11 protein-coding genes are annotated in these 17,705 nt (G+C 66.1%); 7 read left to right on the plus strand and 4 right to left on the minus strand.

The features are described 5' to 3' along the window. Window positions 1-152: 152 nt before the first annotated feature. Window positions 153-1,901: a carboxypeptidase regulatory-like domain-containing protein gene (locus tag G4D83_RS25465; RefSeq protein WP_163867428.1), complete on the minus strand. Its 1,749-nt coding sequence runs from the start codon at window positions 1,899-1,901 to the stop codon at window positions 153-155. 611 nt (window positions 1,902-2,512) lie between these two features. On the opposite strand from G4D83_RS25465, the gene G4D83_RS25470 reads away from it, so the two are divergent. From G4D83_RS25470 to G4D83_RS25505, 7 genes are all read left to right on the plus strand, one after another. After that, complete coding sequence (locus G4D83_RS25470; protein WP_240356572.1) at window positions 2,513-5,425, plus strand: DEAD/DEAH box helicase; 2,913 nt, start codon at window positions 2,513-2,515, stop codon at window positions 5,423-5,425. 3 nt (window positions 5,426-5,428) lie between these two features. Beyond that, a complete protein-coding gene (locus G4D83_RS46395) occupies window positions 5,429-7,420 on the plus strand; it encodes a coiled-coil domain-containing protein (protein WP_240356574.1) in 1,992 nt (663 codons plus the stop codon). A 41-nt stretch (window positions 7,421-7,461) separates the two neighbouring features. Further along, the gene (locus G4D83_RS25485) at window positions 7,462-8,151 is read left to right on the plus strand and encodes an OmpA family protein (protein WP_240356576.1); all 690 of its coding nucleotides are present in this window, start codon (window positions 7,462-7,464) and stop codon (window positions 8,149-8,151) included. Between the two features lie 8 nt (window positions 8,152-8,159). Then, the gene (locus G4D83_RS25490; RefSeq protein WP_163867430.1) at window positions 8,160-9,563 is read left to right on the plus strand and encodes an EH signature domain-containing protein; all 1,404 of its coding nucleotides are present in this window, start codon (window positions 8,160-8,162) and stop codon (window positions 9,561-9,563) included. A gap of 171 nt (window positions 9,564-9,734) precedes the next feature. Further along, window positions 9,735-11,924, plus strand: coding sequence for an NBR1-Ig-like domain-containing protein (locus G4D83_RS25495; RefSeq protein ID WP_163867431.1), 2,190 nt, complete (start codon window positions 9,735-9,737; stop codon window positions 11,922-11,924). A 145-nt stretch (window positions 11,925-12,069) separates the two neighbouring features. Then, window positions 12,070-13,206, plus strand: a complete 1,137-nt coding sequence (locus tag G4D83_RS25500; RefSeq protein WP_163867432.1) for an alpha/beta hydrolase — start codon at window positions 12,070-12,072, stop codon at window positions 13,204-13,206. A gap of 89 nt (window positions 13,207-13,295) precedes the next feature. Continuing rightward, the gene (locus tag G4D83_RS25505; protein WP_163867433.1) at window positions 13,296-14,069 is read left to right on the plus strand and encodes an RICIN domain-containing protein; all 774 of its coding nucleotides are present in this window, start codon (window positions 13,296-13,298) and stop codon (window positions 14,067-14,069) included. A gap of 277 nt (window positions 14,070-14,346) precedes the next feature. Here the strand turns inward: G4D83_RS25505 and G4D83_RS25510 are convergent, their stop codons facing one another. The 3 genes from G4D83_RS25510 to G4D83_RS25520 all read right to left on the minus strand — a co-directional run bounded on the left by G4D83_RS25510 (window position 14,347) and on the right by G4D83_RS25520 (window position 17,402). Next, window positions 14,347-15,300, minus strand: coding sequence for a hypothetical protein (locus G4D83_RS25510; RefSeq protein ID WP_163867434.1), 954 nt, complete (start codon window positions 15,298-15,300; stop codon window positions 14,347-14,349). Next, a complete protein-coding gene (locus tag G4D83_RS25515; RefSeq protein ID WP_163867435.1) occupies window positions 15,297-15,638 on the minus strand; it encodes a PadR family transcriptional regulator in 342 nt (113 codons plus the stop codon). Before G4D83_RS25515 ends, G4D83_RS25510 begins: the two co-directional genes overlap by 4 nt. Window positions 15,639-15,713: 75 nt before the next feature. Then, on the minus strand, window positions 15,714-17,402 hold the full coding sequence (locus G4D83_RS25520) for a S8 family peptidase (protein ID WP_163867436.1): 1,689 nt from the start codon (window positions 17,400-17,402) through the stop codon (window positions 15,714-15,716). Window positions 17,403-17,705: the final 303 nt, after the last annotated feature.

Consider the following 17,705-nt stretch of genomic DNA (forward strand, 5'->3'; position numbering starts at 1 on the left):
TCGAAGCGTGAATCGTAGCGCGGCTTGCGCTTGGTCCAAGTCACGAAGAAACAGCCGGTAGCGGGTGGCCAGGCGTGATTCTTGGCGTCCGTTGTCTCTCGGCATGCCAAGGGCGGCTCGCGCTTGTCGAGAAGGGCTCGATTTTAGGACAGTTACTCAGGGAGGCGTGTCCGCGTGAGCACGACTTCATATTCACGACCTGGGCTTCCGGTAGAGAGGCGCAGCCGGACCAGGGTCCCAGGCTCTCCCCGGACTTGGAAGCTGACCTCCCTCATGTCCATTCCGATGGCGGAGACATCATCAATGGCGAGGAGCATGTCCCCTTCGTTGATGCCTGTGCGCTCCGCCGGGCTTCCTGGGGCCACCCTCTGGACCTGCCACGTGTCGTCGAGCCCCGGGGCTTGCGCATAGGCGATGCCTACGCCTCCGTACTCTTCGAACGGGGCTTGTCCGTTCTCAAGGGGAGAGAGCATGGCACGCACGATACGTCCCGCCTGTGCGCGCTCCCGAAGCACCCACGGGTTGTAGCCTTCGTGGCTGATCCAGAGTGGTTCGTCTCCCGATGCCAGTGTGAAGGAGCCGTCTTTGGTGGTTCGAGCCAGGAGGGGGTGGGCGTTGATGGAGCTCATGGCCACGGCGTCCGACCAATCGCCTTGTAGCGGCGACCTCCAGGCTGTGACGATGGCGCCACTCAGTGGGCGACCGGTCTTCGCGTCCGTGACGATGCCGTGAATGGCACGGGTCCGTTTCAGGGCGAAGGAAAGTTGAGCCGTATCTCTGGCGCCTAACTCGACGGTCTGCGTGTTGGAGGAGAATCCGAGCGCCTCAACGTGAACGCGATATTTTCCAGGCACCAACCGGCGAAGCTCGAAGTAGCCCGAGGCGTCGTGCAGCATGCTGCTCTGGCGAAATCTGTCCCCGAGCAGACCTCCTGCAAGCTCTCCGTTGGGGCGGTACTTCTCGACCACGAACGAGAACCTTGCAACGGGACTGTCGTCTTCCTCTGAGAAGACATGGCCTCGAACCTGCCCTGTCTCAGGGAGTGTGAGGAGGATTTCCTTGGCACCGGCCATCGCTGTGATCGCTGTTTCCGGGGCAGTGGAGATGAAGACGTCGTAGGATTCGTTCGAGAGCGGGCCGATCGCGAAGTGGCCGCCTTCATCGGTGACGGCTTCATCGCGAGTCCAAATTTCCAGCAACGTGCTGAGCTGACCCTCGTCGATGCCTCCGTCATTGAAGGGGGAGTCGCCATCTTTTCGCGCTCGCCGCAGAGCTGCCGATGTGGCACTGATGCGGATGTCTGGGATGGGGTTGCCCTGTGTGTCGAGTACCATGCCCTCGATGTAGGGCAGGTTCGCGGCAGGCGTTTCATTACTCAAGTCGAGCTGGAGCGGGCACTCGGTGATGAGGCACAGACACTCGACCTTGGAGTGGGCCTGCCCGAACTCCGCTTGAATCAGGGCGTCTGGAATCAAGGGGATATGGAAGTGGCCTGCCTCGTCGGCCTCGAAGATTCTCTGGGACGGTGCGCTCACTGGGTCCCACCTGCCTGTGGACAGGAAGCGGACCTTTGCGTGCGGTACCGGACGCTCCTGTTCGTCTTTCACGACGCCGTCGCAGAAGAACAGTGGGGCAAGGACGAGGGTGATGTTCTCGAATGAAGTCCCCGGTTCGAATCGGAGGTTCAAGCCATCGTTTCCATGGGCGGGCGCGAAGGGGTGGAAGTCAGGATGAGACGCCCCCACGATGACGTAGTCGCCCGGCATCGAAGGTACGAATTCGAAATCGCCGTCTGCGTTGCTCTGAAGGGATTCGGCTCTGCCCTGCCGAAGGACGACAATGGTGGCGGCGGGAATGCCCAGCCCGGTCTGCGCCGAGACGACCCGTCCCTGCAGCAACATCGAGGGTCGAGACACCGAGGCATCCTCGATTTGTAGGACCGCTCCTGGCGGCGAGGATTCACGAGGTGGAGGAGTCGTTCTGGGGGTGGATGTCCCGGATGGAGACGTCGATGCATCAATGGGGGAATGCGAGGAGTCAAGCGTGAGGGCAAGAGTCAGCACGAGCATCACGATGGTGGTGGCGATAGCTCTACGACGGTCGTGCTTCGGCGGGGCATCCTCTTTGTCTGGTGTCATGGATGCGTGGTGCCCCATCGGCACGTGAGCGGAAGCGTTGCCTCAACTCCAAAGGTGGAGCGCCGCATCCGCTCCGTGAGCCGTGCAACGGTAAATCGGAGGCTGCGATTGCACCGGGAGACGGGACCGGGTGCATCCGCGACCCCAGGGAGGGGCAAGCAGAAGCGAGTCGCTGACGAGGAGTTGCCGGAGTTGACAGATTCAATGTCCATGGAGTTCTGCCTGGTTGGGTGAGTCACGACACCGTGCGGTGCACGCCAGGAGAATGCCGAGTTTCCTCCTCCTGGCTATCACCCCGCAGTGGTAGTGTGCCCACGCGCGAGAGCTGTTTCTGATTCGTGCGTGCAAGCAATGCCGCTTGCGGGGGCATCCTGATGCAGTCTCCCGAGCAACGGTCGTCCGCGCCTCGCGGCACGTCTCTGCGTTGGTCCATCGACGCGGGGCAGTTGTGCATCTCCCTGCGTGACTTGCCAACGGAACTCGCCTTCCGTGTCGGCCTGCGTGAGGTCGAGTGGCGGGCGCGAGGTTGGCTCGATGGACACCAGCTCCGTTTCTCCCAGGGCGAATGGGCTGCCTTGGGAAAGCCCGTGGATGGGGGCGGGGATGACGAGGAGCGCGGAGCGCTGCATGAGGAATGGGCGGTCCTCCAGGACCTCCTGATGGACCTGGCCGGGCTCGGGAAACAGGACATCGGCTGTGAGGTGGTGGGCGTCCCGGGTGGAGCGGGGGCCCGATACCGGGTTCGAGTCTCAGATGCGCTGCTCCCCGACGCGCCCCAGCCCGTCCCTTGGTTCGTTCCGGCCGAGCACGGCGAGCCCATCCTGCTGGGGCCGTCCGCCGCCTGGGCGTGCGTGGAGGCCCAACTGGCAACCCATGCCCCCCGGAAGGAACAGCTCGCGCGGGTGATGCGCGTTCGCGGCGTCCTGGAAGAGGTGGCTCGGCTTCTGCCCGGCCGCTTCCAATACACAGCGCGGGGCTACCTGAGCCGATTCCAGCCCCAACCCGTCGCCCGCGTGGGATTGCGCTGGGAGCAGGACCCGGAAGCGACGGAGATCGTCTCGCTGCAGCCCTACGCAGTCCATCCGGATGGGACCCAGACCGCATTGCCGCTCACGAGTCTTCAGGCGGGAGGAATCGCCGGGGACGACGCCCGTCGGCCGCTGGTCCTTCCCGAGGGCGCCGAACGAATCCTGGAGAACGTCCGGCCCCTCCAGCGCCGCCTCGTCGCGGACGTCCAACGGGAGATGGAGGACCCCACGGTCATCATCCCCGAGGGGTTGAACGCGGACGCCATCGTCGACCTCTCGCACTACTCCGAGCGCGTGCTGGGCTTCGAGGTCCTTCGCGGACGCGACCCCGCCGTGGGTGTCGAGGGTTCGGGGCTCGAATGGATCGACCCCTGTGACAAGGGGGGCGACTTCTCGCTCACGTTGAGCGCCGCTTCGCCGGACGGTCGTGACGTCGTGCCCCTGCGGTTGGACTCGCGGGAACTCGCGTTGGAGCTTTTCGCCGCGAACGAGGCCGCCCTGGCACGAGGGGGCACGAAGCCGCTCGTCGTGGCTGGTACCCACATCGCGTCGGGCGAGGACCTGCGGCGTCAATTGATGACAGCGCTCCAGCTGTCGGAGCCGGAACTCGAAACGGCTCCCAACGCCAGCACGGACCCGGCTCCTTCGTCTCGAGCCAAGAAACCCCTCGAAGCCGTGAAGGTGCGTGAGTTGGACGCTTCGGCTACCAGGGAATCACAGTCCGTCGACGAGGACCCCGTGCCCTGGGAGTCGCTGCGCTCCATGATGGTGCCGGGCGTGGAGCTCAAGCCTCATCAGCGACAGGGCCTCGAGTGGTTGTGGCGGCGCGCGCGGGAAGCGACGCCCGGTGTCCTGTTGGCGGACGACATGGGACTGGGCAAGACACTCCAGGTCGCGTGTTTCCTCACGCTGCGACGCATGACGCTCCAAGAGCAGCTTCCTCCTGGAACACGGCTGAAGCCTCAGCTCGTCGTATGCCCGACCATCTTGCTGGAGAACTGGCGCCAGGAACTGGAGCGCTTCTTCGTCGAGTCCGCCTGGGCTCCCTTCATCCTCCATGGGCCCGGTCTGGAAGCCATCAAACGCGAGGGGGAGCTCAATGGCGCCTTCCTGTCGCGGCAGGACCTGGTGCTCACCAACTACGAGACGCTGGGGGCCTACCAACGCTCGTTGTTGAAGGTGGATTTCGATGTCGTCGTGTTCGACGAGGCGCACAACCTCAAGAACCCGGACACGCTGCGCTCGCGTGCCGCCCGTGCGTTGAAGCGCTCGTTCGCGGTCGGCCTGACGGGCACGCCGGTGGAGAACGAGCTGTTGGATGTATGGGCCATCTACGACGCGCTCCAGTGCCAGCAACCCCGCGTATTCGGCACTCGCGCTTCGTTCCGGGAAGACCACCAGGGCGAACAGGCCGCCCAGACGCTGCGCCAACGACTGCGCTATCCCTCCGCGGGCTGCACCCTGCTGCGGCGGGAGAAGGCGGAGGCACTGAAGGATCTGCCCCCCAAGAGTCCGCATCGCAGGCTCGTCGAGATGACGGAAGAGCAGGAGTCGCATGAACGGCTCATCGCGCGGAAGATGTCCTCGGAAGGCTCGTTCTGGGCCCTCTCCGCTCTCCAGAAGCTCTATCAGCATCCCGCGCTGCTGTCGGATGCACGGGGCCTGTCATCCGCCACCGCGCTGCGGGAGAGCCCCAAGACGCGGCTTTGCCTGGAGCTGTTGTCGGAGATCGAAAGCCAGGGGAGTGGCACGGGGGCCGAGAAGGCCCTGGTCTTCGTCCTCTCCCGGGCGATGCAGGACCTCCTGGCACAGCTCATCTCGGAGCGATTTCGCCTGGGCCGTGTCGACATCCTCAACGGCGAACCGAGCAGTCGGAAGGCGGCGCTCGAGAACATCGACGCCTTCTCCCGGGCGAAGGGGTTCCAGGTCTTGATTCTGAGCCCGTTGGCGGCGGGCGCCGGGCTCAACATCGTCGCGGCGAACCACGTTATCCATTACGGACGTTGGTGGAACCCCGCGAAAGAAGACCAGGCGACGGACCGCGCCCATCGCATCGGGCAGGTACGTCCCGTCCATGTCTACTACCCGCTGCTCCACAGACGGGGCCGGCCAGACGCTGGCTTCGACCTGCGGCTTCACGAGTTGGTCGAACGCAAGCGCGCCATCGCGCGGGACTTCTTGTCGCCCACGGACGACGACGCTCAGCGGTACGAGGGGATCTTCCAGCGGGCGTGTGAAGAGGAAGAGGGGGAGGGCTGAAGCATGGAGATCTTGGCAACGCTCTGGCGGGATGCGGAGCTACGGTATGCCGTGGGCGGCATTGCTGTGCTTTCGTTGTTGGCCCCCATCCTGGTGGAGGTTCGGAGGCGAAAGCTTCGGCGCGCCATCGAGTTGTTGGATACGCATCTGGAAGACGTGCTCGAAGGACGGCGACAGGAGCCAGGGCCGCAGGAGGAGGCTCGGGCATTGTGGCGGGCCATTCGCGAGCAGCTCGTCTTCCCTCCTGGAGGTCAGCCAGTACCACTGCCGGCCCTCATCCGGGCGGAACCGTCGCAAGGGTTGCGCGAGACGTGCCGGGCGCTGTTCCGGCACTCCTGGGGCCACGCGCTGGGAAAGAGCCTGACGGGCATCGCCCTGGTCATGACGTTCGGCCTGCTGGGAATGGTGCTGGTCGGTCCCGTCAGGGAGGCCTTGCTGGGAGGCAGCGCGGCGGGGGCCACGCAAGCAGTGTTGCTCTCGGCGGCCATCGGCCAGATGGGCGCCAAGTTCTTCGTCTCGGCGACGGGCCTGCTGGGGTCGTTCTTCTTCCAATCCTTCGCGTCGATTCAGGAGGGCCGGTTGCTGGCGCGACTGGATGCCATGCGACCTCGCTTCGAGTCCGCCACCCAGACGCTGGAGGCCCACGGCATCGTGCTCGCGACAGCGAGGGGAGACGCGCTGGACGCGCTGAAGACTGAGCTGATCCAGACTCGCCGCGAACTCTCGGATCGGCTCCTCCATCTGGAGAGTGTCGAAGTCTCTCTCCAGGATATCGGTACCCAGGTCCAGGCGAGCTTTGGCACCATGATGAAGGAGCAGGTTGGCGACGTCATCACCCGACAGCTCACGGCGGTGGAGAAGGCCGTGCGGGACATCGCAGCCGATCTCCACCGCTCCATTGCCTCGGGATTCGCGCTGACGCTCCAGCAGGAGATGTCCACGGTCCGCGACAGCCTGGGGGCTATCCAGCGGTCGCTCTCCGAACGGCAAGAGCATGACCTGGGGCGCATCCTAGAACAGCTCCGAGACGCCGTGTCGGGCGGATTCCATTCCCAGTCCCAGGACATGGGGCGCCAGATGCAGGAGTTGATGGGGGTGCTTCCGCGGCTCGAACAGCAGTTCGAGGCCATGTCCCAGATGATGGGGACGCAGGCTCGGCAGTGGGGTGCGGAGAACCAGCATGCCATTGACGTGCTGGGGGATCGTGTTGCCTCTGTCGTGGAGAGCTTCGACCAGGTGCGGGATGGACTGGTGAAGGCCACCGCCCATGTTCTCGAAGCCTCGGCGAACTCATCGCATCGATTGGGGGTGGAGAATCAGCAGGTGCTCGGGCAGTTGGAGCGCAGCGTGGAGTCTGTCGTGGGCCGGTTCGAGCAGGTGCTCGCGGGTATGGACGCGAGCACCCAACATCTCCAGCAGCAGACAGGAGAACAGGCGAGCTTCCTGTCTCGACAAGTGGAAGCACTTCGCTCGGCTGCGAACGTGGACATGAGCAGCTTCCAGAGCCGGTCCGAGGAATTCGCCAAGGTCATGGGGACGACCCAGGACGGGCTTCGTCAGCTCACGGAGCAACTGCGAAGCACGGCGCTCCAGCTCGCCTCCGCGACCCGGGGAGCCGGTGAGACGCATGAGAAGGCGCGGGGGGCCGCCACTCAGATGGAGCAGGTGACTCGCCAGCTCATCGAGACCGCCAAGGAGTTCAACCAGGTCACCCAGGGCCGTCGAGAAGTCGTCAAGGTGGAGGAGAACCTCCTGAATGCGCAGCGCCAGGCACTCGAGCGCGTCCAGCCCGTGCTCGATGGCCTGACGCGCGGTTACGAGGAGTCCGTCAAGCTCCAGGCGCAGACGCTGAGTGGCCAATGGACCAAGGTGATGCAGGACCTGGGGAGCGTGGTGGAGAAGACGTCGGGGGAGCTTGCTCAAGGCGTCGATGACCTCAACGAGACGGTCCAGGAACTGAGCAAGGTGTTGAAGACGCAGGTGCGGCGAGCATGAGTGCCTCCGGGGATGGAAGTGAGAAGTCGCTGGCGGACCTCATGGCGGGCGTCGCGGTGGTGTTTCTGCTGCTGGCGGTCATCTTCATTCTTGATGCGAATGCGCAGCGCGAGGCCGCCATCCGGGACAAGGAGGCCGCCATCGAGAAGGTAGACTCGCAGAAAGAGGGCGTCCAGAAGTCACTCATCGCGCTGCGGGAGGACTTGATTGCGCTGGATGCCACGCTGGACGGCGGCTTCATCGCGCTCAGCGGGCTGGATGGAGGGGTGAATGCCCTGGAGATCGAATTCAAGAACATGCAGTTCGGCCTCGGGCAGTGCCGGACGCCGCCTGCCTATGTCGAGCAGTTCGAACGTGGCGCTGTTCCTCTCATCCATCGGGTCTGCGAGACGGTGGCTGCCATGCGGGACGCGGGCGCCGAGCCTTCCATCATCCTGGAAGGACACACCGATGACCGTCCCTTCCTGGGAACGAGTTGGGAGTGCGGAGTCCGGGAAGGGGTGGTGCAGTACAGCTTCGAGAACAACGTGAGGGCCAGCGCCGCACGGGCGCAGGAGGTGTTCTTCACGGTGCGCAAGCAGCTCCGCGACGCGGGCGACGAGCGGGAGTGCTTCGATTCGAGTTTCGTCGTCTCCGGGAGGGGACAGACCGCGCCACGGCCTGGAACGGATGGCGGCGAGCCGGAAAACCGGCGGCTCGTCATTCGTGTGCGTGGCGATCTACGTCTGTAGGAGGCCCGATGGGACTGGATGCATGGCTTGCGAGTGTGCAGGAACGGCAGCGAAACGCGCTGGCGGGCCTCGGCACGTTTCAGCAGCAGGTGGAGCAGGGGATTCGACAGCTTCATTCCAGTCTGGATGAGGCTCATCGGCTCACGGATGAAAGGGAGCCTGGTCGTGTCCAGCGGATGTTCGAGTCGCTCGACGTGGAGGTGCTGCTCGAGAAAGTGAAGGGTGGGAACTTCTCGGGGTTTTCCCGTCGTGAGCGGCGAGCCGTGCCCTGGTTGTGGCGCAGGGTCGAACCGAAGAACATGGCGGAGTTCCTGGCGCTCTTCCCGGAAGGGTGGCCCCGGCTCGTGCGGCAACGGCTCCGAGATTGGTGTTTGGCGGATGGGGATTCCAAGCACAGGCACGAATGGGCGCACCTGGCAGGGCGCTGTCCGAAGGACGCGCCATTGCTTCGGTGGCGCTTGCCGGTGTCCATCGAACGGGCACTTGGACCAGAGGGACCGAATAGCGTCGCGGCCAGATGGGCAGACCGTCCGTTGCGCGAAGTCGTCGGCCTGCTGGGCCATGCTGGATTGCGGCCCGCGGTCGGCTATGCGGGACATGTCGCTGCGGAGTACCTGCTGCAACGGTGTAGCGCACGAGAGGACTCGTCGGAGGCGCTGCTTTTTCTGCTCGACTCCGAGGCAGGGAGGGCATGGTTGCCGAACTCAATCGCGGGCCAGACTGTCCTGGGCGCCCCGGTAGAGGCACGTGTCGCCGTCATCGCGGCGATGCTGGAGTGTCGCGCGCGGGGCCGTGTCCGCAAGGACGTGCAGTCCCGCATCGAGGAGCGGCTCATCGCGAAGGACAGCGTCTTCGGAGACCCTCGGCTGTCCACCTTGACGGGGGCGTGGAGCGCGGTTCGTGGTCGCTCGAAGCAGGCGTTCGAGGCGTTTCTGTCGGCGCTCATCCGGCAAGACCTCGAGTTCTTCTTCGAAAAGGCCATGAACGAGGGGGACCGGCATTCCTTCTGGTTGCGCTACTTGGGAGCCATCCAGTCGACGACCTGTTGGTTGGCTCCGGATGCCTACGATGCACTGCTCCGGAACGTGCGAACGCTTCCCGCCGAGCAGCAGGCGGCTTTCAGGAGGGCGAGGCGTTTCTCGAGGGGGGAGGTGAGCGCCTTTTGTCTGCGCTTCGACGAATACTCGGTGATTGAGTTCTCTGACACCGGCAACGCGACGTACGTCTATCGGCACAGCATCTTCGACAGCAAGGTACTGGGGCCGGAGGTTGAGAGCGCGCATGACCTCAAACATCCTCGGATTGCCAAGGAACGGTGGTCTCATTTTCCAGGCTGGGAGCCTCGGTTCGAGGGGGCACTGCTGGAACTCGGCATCGAGCGCGGGCCCACGGCCCCGACGCGCTCGAGGTGAAAGGCTGTCAGCAGGGAATGTGGATGAGCACAGCGTCGTCCGCATCGTACGCGGCGAAGACCTCGAAGCGACCGTAGCCGCCTCCGCCTCCCATGAAGCCGCGCCCATCAACCAGGTTGATGCCTGCTGGCGTAATGGCGCGTGGACATCGGTGTCTCCGAGGCCACAGCCATGCATCAGCCACACTCCCGTTCCGCCGTTCCGCCCCCGAGCCACTTCTTCCGGTGGCTCACCGCCTCGCGCCTCGCGGGCGCCAGCTTGCTCCTCGCGAGCCTGGGAGCCTCCCTCGCGGCCTCTCCCCACTCCGAGCGTGGAGGGCTCCACACGTCGCCCCTGGCCGACCAACCCTCCACCACGGCCACGGTGCTGGACCCGCGCCGCTCGCTCGCCATCACCGACTTCGCGACCGTCTCCACCATCACCCTCCGGATGGTGATGAACCAGCTCGTCCAGCAGGCCGGAAACACGGGCTTCACCGCCGAGCAGCTCTTCCGCCAGCTCTGGGACACCCAGAACCCCGCACCGGGCGAGTCCGACCTCCCTGGGGGCGCGCACTGCAGCGACCAGAATTTCACGCTCAATGGGGCGCCGTATGCCTGTCGTCCGTCGGAGGGCCGGGAGGCCATCCTCGGCGCCGATTCCGTCCTGGACCGCTACAACCTCATCGGTCTCTTCAACCGCTTCGACCTGGCCCCTCCCGACGGCGCCAACTGCGGCGAATACCGCATGGTCTTCGCCCGCCCGCCCGCGGACCGCAACCTGGTCATCTTCGAGGCCGTCCTCCCCAACCCTCGCCGCGAGCTGGGCCTGGAGGGCTGCCGCCCCATCGCCCAGACCTGGGCGGGTTTCTCCACCCTCACGGACCCCATCGCCCGCCGTGGCCTCGTGAGGTCATTCTTCCTGGACGCGAGCAGCCCCGGCCATGTCCCCGTCGTCCATGCCAATCACTACGGCAACAACCCCTTGGGCGAGGGACAGATTCGAACCAATCAGTTCATCCAGCAGGGACCGCCCGCCCCGTGGATGCTCCGTGAGTTCAAGCTCAAGCGGCAGTGCGGCCCCACCGGCTGCACCTTGCGCTTCGTGCCCGTCACGGTGAAGGTCAACCCGCGCGGCGACTTCTTCAACATCTTCAACACATCCCCGCTCGCGGTGAGCTTTCGCGAGCACTTCATCACCCAGGTGGCGAGCCTCGCGGTCGATGACATCAACCGCTTCAACTACGAGGTCCCCGACATCTACAACGCCGCCCAGAGCGATGCGCAGTCGTTCCTCTCCTCGGACGACTACCTCAACGAGTTCCTCTTCGGTCCTCCAGGCAACCGCTTCGCCACCGCCATCTCCACGGAGCTCCAGCGCATCGGCAGCTCGCTGACGCCCGAACAGGTGGTCTCACGCGCCCAGGTGCTGTCCTGCGCCGGCTGCCACAACCGCAGCAGCTTCGCGGACCTGGGAGGCATCATCGGCACCTTTCCCAACATCCGGACCTCCTTCGTCCACACCAACGAAGTCCCGGACCCCACCGCTCCACCCGATGAGCCCCGCTTCCTCATCTCAGACTTGCAGACGGGAACCTTCCTCCCTTTCCGCCAGCGGATCCTGGGCGGCTTCCTGGACACTTCCGCCCTCGGCGCCCTCCAGCGCGACTCCAACGGAAGGGTGCCCACCGTGGTCGCCGGGCAGCCCTTCCACGCCTCTGTCTCCGTCACCAATACCGGCACCACGCTCTGGAGCGCGGCCAACGGCACGCACGGCGTCTCGCTCGATGGGGCACCGAACCTGGTCCTCACTCCGGGGGACGCCATCCTCCTGGGCCAGAACAAGACGTTCACCGTCACGCCCACTGCGCCCCTGACGCCGGGACGCTTCAGCTACCGGTGGAGGATGCAACGAAACGGCGTGGCGTTCGGCCCGGAGCTGACCCTCACCGTCAACGTGAAGTCCCCCGCGTTCGCCTCGGAGCTCGTGGAGCAGACCCTGGTTCCCGCCGCCGTGGCCCCAGGTGAGACCTTCCAGTTCTCCGTCCGGATGAAGAACTGGGGCACCCAGAGCTGGAACGCCCAGACGCCCGTCGAACTGGGCTCCCAGAACCCGCCGGACAACGTGTCCTGGGGAGTGGCCCGAGTCCCGCTGATGCCCTACGAGGTCGTCAAGCCAGGCCAGGACGCCACCTTCGTCTTCACCGCCGTCGCCCCTTCGCTGACGGGGGCCTACCCGTTCGAGTGGCGACTCGTACAGGGCAACCAGCCGTTCGGTCAGAGCACGCTCCCCCTGACCATCACCGTCATGCCACCGCTCTCGTGTGATGGCTGCACCTTCGGACTCGACTGCCCCGACACCTGCCCGCCTCCCATCGAGTAGCCCGCGACACATTCAATGCGGAGGAGGGGCGCGCGGACAGGGCGGCGAGTGTTCGCGCCCCTCCGCGTTCAGGTGCTCCAGGCTCTCCCTCCCAGTTCTTCTTCATGGACGAGGTCATCAAGGGTCCGCGAGATTCGCCTCCTCCATGCCGACCCTTCTGGCCCTCCTTCACCTCGTGGGTTGCATGCTGTTCGCGGCGGTCTTCTTCGCTCCCACCGGGGCGCCCACGCTCGTCCACCTCCTCAAGGGAATCTTGAGGGAATACAGCCTGGTGATGCTGTTGCCGGCGCTCCTCACGGCGCTGGTGTCCGTCTGGAGCGCTCACACGGACGCGTGGAGGTGGCTGCGCTGGGGGACGGCCGCATCCGCGCTGCTGGTCGGATTCCTCGCGGTGTGGCCCGCCGCCTCCGCGTGGCGGATGGCGAGGGCGGCCGACATTCCGCTCGACCTCCGGGAGTATCTCCGTCCCCTCGTCGGAGCCCGACCCCTCCCCAGTCAGACCGTTCGCTTCGCCGTGGTCGCCGGACACGAGTTGCACGCAGACGTCTTCCTGCCGGGAGCCCCCGCATCGAAGGCCCGCCCGGCCGTGCTCTATCTGCACGGAGGTGGCTGGAGTGGCGGAGGGCGCGCATATGGCCGCGCCTGGGCCGACTTCTTCTCCTCGCGGGGGTATGTGTTCATCGCCCTCGACTACCGGCTCTTTCCCCCCGCCACGGGTTTGAAGGCGCCGGGGGACGTCAAGTGTGGCATCCGCTGGGTCAAGGACCACGCGGCCACCTACGGTATCGACCCGGACCGGCTCGTCCTGTTCGGAGAGTCCGCGGGTGGGCACCTCGCGACCCTGGCGGGGTACTCCGAGGGCGATTCGCGCCTCCCGTCCTCCTGTGCCTCCGGGGACTCGTCCGTGGCGGCCATCATCAGCTTCTACGCGCCTGGCGACCTGGTGGCCCACGCGGTGGGTGACCAGGTCGCGCTCGAGGGCTTCACGGGAGTGCCGCTGGAAGGCCACCGAGCGCTGTACGAGCTGCTCTCACCCGTCAACCACATCGGACCACGCTCTCCCCCCACACTCCTGGTCCATGGGGAGGCGGACAGCGTCGTGCCGCTCGACGCCTCGCGTGCGATGGCGGCTCGACTTGCCCAGGTGGGCGTGCCCCATGTCCTCTTCACGCTGCCGTACGCGGAGCACGGCTTCGACATCTGGGATGGGGGCTTCGGCCGTCAGCTCGCCCGAGGGCGGGTGGGACTGTTCCTCCAGGCGCACGTGCCCGTCGGTGAATGAAACTCCCGGGCCCCCGTCAGATACAGCACAGGGTGAGCGGGCGGCGAGAGTCGCCCCTCCACTGGAGACTTCAAACAAGGAGATGTCCCATGTTGGCGGTTCGGAGTGGTTCCGAGGGTGCGGGTGCGCGTGAAATCCGGTCGTCCGCGAAGGGCAGGGGATGGATGGCGCTCGCGCTGCTGCTCCTGCCTTTGACGGCCGCGGCGGGGCCGGGGCCGGCCTACCGCCACGATGAGTCGCGCAACCGCCCGGGGCCCAACCGCTGCCAGAATGACTCGCACTGCGATGGCGCGCGGACGTGCAGCTCCGCGGGCTGGTGCCAGGGCGAGTCGCGCCCCACGCCGCCTCCGCCGCCGCCCGGGCGTCCGGACCGGGACCACGGCGGAGGGGACTGGGGCCATGGCCGGGGAGAGACGCGTCCCCAGCGCAGCACCTTCATCCGCAGCAAGCTCGCGGGGCTCGTCATCGACATCGCGGGCAATGACCGCTCGCCCGGCACGGGGCTCATCGCCCACCGGCCCAAGTCCAACCGCGAGGGCAATGACAACCAGAAGTGGGAGCTGGTGCCCACGCGGGGCGGCTACCTCATCCGCAGCAAGCTCAACGGGCTCGTGCTCGACGTGGAGGGCGCCAACAAGGCCGCGGGAACCCGCGTTGTCATGTGGGAGGCTCACGGCGGGCTCAATCAGGTGTGGCAGCTCGTGCCCGGTCGCGTCCGTGGCACCTACTTCATCCAGAGCCAGCTCAGCGGCCTCGTGCTGGATATCGAGGGCGGCAAGACGGATGGCTCGGGGCGGCTCATCACCTACCCCATGCATCGCGAGGGCCGGGCGGACAACCAGCTCTGGCAGCTGGACATCTGACCCCCGGGGCTCATGAGACGGTAGGGGATGTGTGGCGGCACCGCTGGAACCGGGTGCCGCCTTCGGCTGTGTTTGAACGGCTCCTTGACGCGCGGACCAACGGCATCGGGGTGTCTCGCATCGTCAATGCAAGCGTGCATCGCGATGACACCGTCGGGAGCGGGCGCGGCCACCCGGTCTCCGTCGAGAGCCTCACGCGCTCGGTGCGAACCCCGCGCGGTGTCCGTCTCGACGGACCACCCCCAGGCATTTGAGGGTGGGGGAGGCTTGGGCCCCGTCAGCCATGCGTGCCGTGGAGGCTTGGTGCTGGACGCACGGACCGGAACAGCCGGATGCCGAAGTGAAGCAGCACGAAGACGATGATGAGGACCATCAGGAACCTGGCTGTCTGGTCGCTGGCGTCCGTGCGGAGGATGGGTCCCCCCAGGACGGTCCATGTCATCACCGCGCAAGTGGCCAGGCTCAGCCCCACCTCCATGCGCCGCATGCCCGCCGACCAGCGCCCGCTCAGGATGACGGCGAACTGCATGGGAACATTGAGCAGGAGGAGCCCGAGCAGCAGCCAGGTGGCCGGGCGCTGACGGAATTCGTCGGTGTAGGTGAGCGCCTCGTAGGCCGCCGGGGCTGCCCGGCCACCGAAGAAGACATCCAGCACCCGACTCGGCTCGAGGAGCACGAACACGCCACACAGGATGCCGACGATGCTCAGGGCCATCGCCGCGCGGCCTCCCTGGATTCTATCGCCCGCACGAGGCTCCCACTTCGAGGTGAGCGGCCACCGGCGGCGAGTCCAGGCGTCGAGACCGAACCCCACGACCAACATGCCTGGCCACCACAGCGAAGCCACCACCGTGTGCACCCACCATTGGCCGAGCGCCTGGAGCACACCTTGTCCCGACTGGATGGGCTGCCATAGCCGCGTCAGCAGGCCGGTGGACCAGATGACGGCCAGTCCGATGACAGTCGCCCGCAGGAAGCGGCTCCCGTCGGCGGGGTCGATGATGGTCAGCGCGGGGCGGTAGCGCGCCGCCACCGCCTCTGGCCGACCGAAGGCACGGAGCAACTCCGTGGCCATGGCCGCATCGGCGTCGCGTCCATCCGCGGCGGCCCGGGCCTGAAGCTCCTCGGTGAGCAATTCACGCAGTTCGAACGCCACATCGTCGCGTTGCTTGTGTGGCAACCGCACGGCGACATCGGTGATGTAGGACTCGAGCACGTCATTCGCGTTCATTGAGGGTCCTCCTTCAGGAGCCGGTCCATTGCGTCATTCATCCCCTGCCAGGCGTCGGTGAGGTTCTGGAGCAGCTTCCGGCCGTCCGCGTTCAGCGCGTAGTAGCGCCGGGGGGGACCGTCTTCGAGCCTCCACTCGCTCCGCAAGAAGCCTTGCGTCTCCAGGCGGCGCAGCAACGGGTACAGGGTGCCCTCTTCAATCGGCATTCCCTTCTCCGCCAAGGCCTGTCTCAGCTCGTACCCGTAGCGAGGCCCACGCAGCTGCGAGAGGGTGGCCAACACCACCACCCCTCGGCGCAGCTCGAGCTCCAGTTTGTGGAACGGTTCCGCCTGACCCATGCGGAGCACAGTACTGTGTCGCGCACAGTACCGCAAGAGCCCCATCCCAGGGAGGCGGCGGAGGACCTCCAACGGCTAACGGCGGCGATACCAGCCGCTCTCGCAGGCGTTGGCGCGGGTGGCGAAGACTTCGCGGTTTCCACCCGCGCTCCACTTCGTCTGGAACGCCAGGCAGCGCGCCTCCGGGTAGGCCGCGCAGGTCGTCGGGAAGAAGCAGTCCATGATGTCCCGGAGGTGGTTCTCCATCGCGGTGCTGAAGCCCTGGGCCGCCGCGGTCGAGCGTCCCTTCGCGCCCATGATGTCGCCCCCGGGCTGCGCCGCGTTGACCACGATGACGCCGCCATTCGTCTTGCCGATGTAGCAGCCGGTGTTCCCGGTGCAGGACTGGCCGATGTTGTAGTTCGTCACCGTCACCGGGGCGCAGGCCCTCCCGCCGAACCAGGCGAGGCCTGGGTTGCTCAAGCCGCTCAAGGTCAGGCAGCGAGGGCTGCTGCCTGGGGCCTCGCGGGCCCGGCAGGTCGTCGCATCGTAGGTCCAGCAGGCGGCGTTCGGGTCCGCCGCCATCTGGGTGATGAGCTGGTTCACTGTCAGCGAGGAGCCACACCAGGAGGAACAGCCGATGGAGTCCATGTTCGGAGAGAAGGTCGTCTGCACCATCGCCCCGGTGTCTCCCGCGAGGATGTACTCCTCGGTGAGCTGGCCGATGCCATGGCCCAGCAGCTCGTGCTGGAGGATGCCGCGCGAGAAGTCGTGCTGCCACGGCGCGCCCCCGGAGGGCCTGGGCAGGTCGCCGCTGTAGGCGGTTGCTCCATACTCCCCATAGGAGCCTGTCTTGACGGTCACCTGCGCGTCGATGTTCGCGCAGTACAAGAAGCCCTTCGCCGCGCGAGGGTCCGTCGCCGGATTCTCCACCGCGACGTAGAAGTTCATCTGTCCGTAGTAGGAGTTGAAGGGCACCGTCTGGGACAGCGGCGCCGTCTGGCGCCCGCCAGAAATGGGCGGGCCGCTGGCCTCCTCGAGGACGCGGCGCACGTTCTCCTTGAGCGACAGCAGCGCCGGGTCGGAGTTGTAGTCACTCCAGAACGAGCCGGTGGCACCCGCCGTTCCCGTCTCCTGGACGATGACATTGAACTGGTTGCGCGCTCCGTGGGTCTGCTTCTCCGTGCCCAGCACCTGGCAGCGGCCGGGGCAGAGGACGTTGGTGGTGGCCGTCGGGTACCAGGACTTCGCCTCCTCGACGGTGCCGTTCAGCATGAACATCACGTCGTCCTTCTTCCCGGGAAAGCCCAGCGCCTGCACCGAGCCCGGCGCGAACAGCCGGCCATGCTCGTAGCGGGCGTTGTTCACGACGAGCTGCGCGCTGCCGTCCCAGCCGCCGTAACGCGTGGACAGCTCCAGGTAGTAGTAGCTGCCGTGCGTCAGATTCACTCCCAGGGGGAAGTTGAACCAGTTGCGCTGGTTGGGGCCGAGCGTGAGGCCAAGCGGGTACTGCTGCGTGAAGACCTCGTTGAGACAGCCATCGAGGATGCGCACGCGAAGCCAGTCATCCTGCTTGGAGGCATACACCGCGCCCGAGAACAGCAGCGACACGTCCGTCGCGCGGTCCACATGGTTCATGAAGAGCTGGAGGACGGGCCGGTCCGGAGTGATGCCGGCGAAGGTCCGGGAGTTGTCGCTGCTGGAGTTGAGGTTCAACCGGCTGACCGGCGCCGCGAGGACCAGGCACGGCAGCGCCAGGAGCGCGAAGGCGAGGAGACGACGCATGGAGGACTCCGTCTTGTCGAGAGGGACTCATGGCTAGACGGTGGCCCTGTGTTTCCTTCGCTCTCGCGTCTGACGCTCAATGCCGAGTCCGGCGTGACTCCAGAGTGGCTCCCGTGCCCGAGTCGCCTCGCTCATGTGGGCGAGGCGACCCAGGGGCTCGTGTCAGGCGTCCGTCAGAATCACTGGCCGCGGACGCGCTCTCCCTCGGGGCCCGCGTTGTAACGCTTGTTGGGGTTCGTATTGGATTAGCAAGACAGAGATGATGTGAGGGGTATCGCCAGGCAGACAGCTTACGAGTGACTG

This window comes from Myxococcus eversor (assembly GCF_010894455.1).
Classification (GTDB): domain Bacteria; phylum Myxococcota; class Myxococcia; order Myxococcales; family Myxococcaceae; genus Myxococcus; species Myxococcus eversor.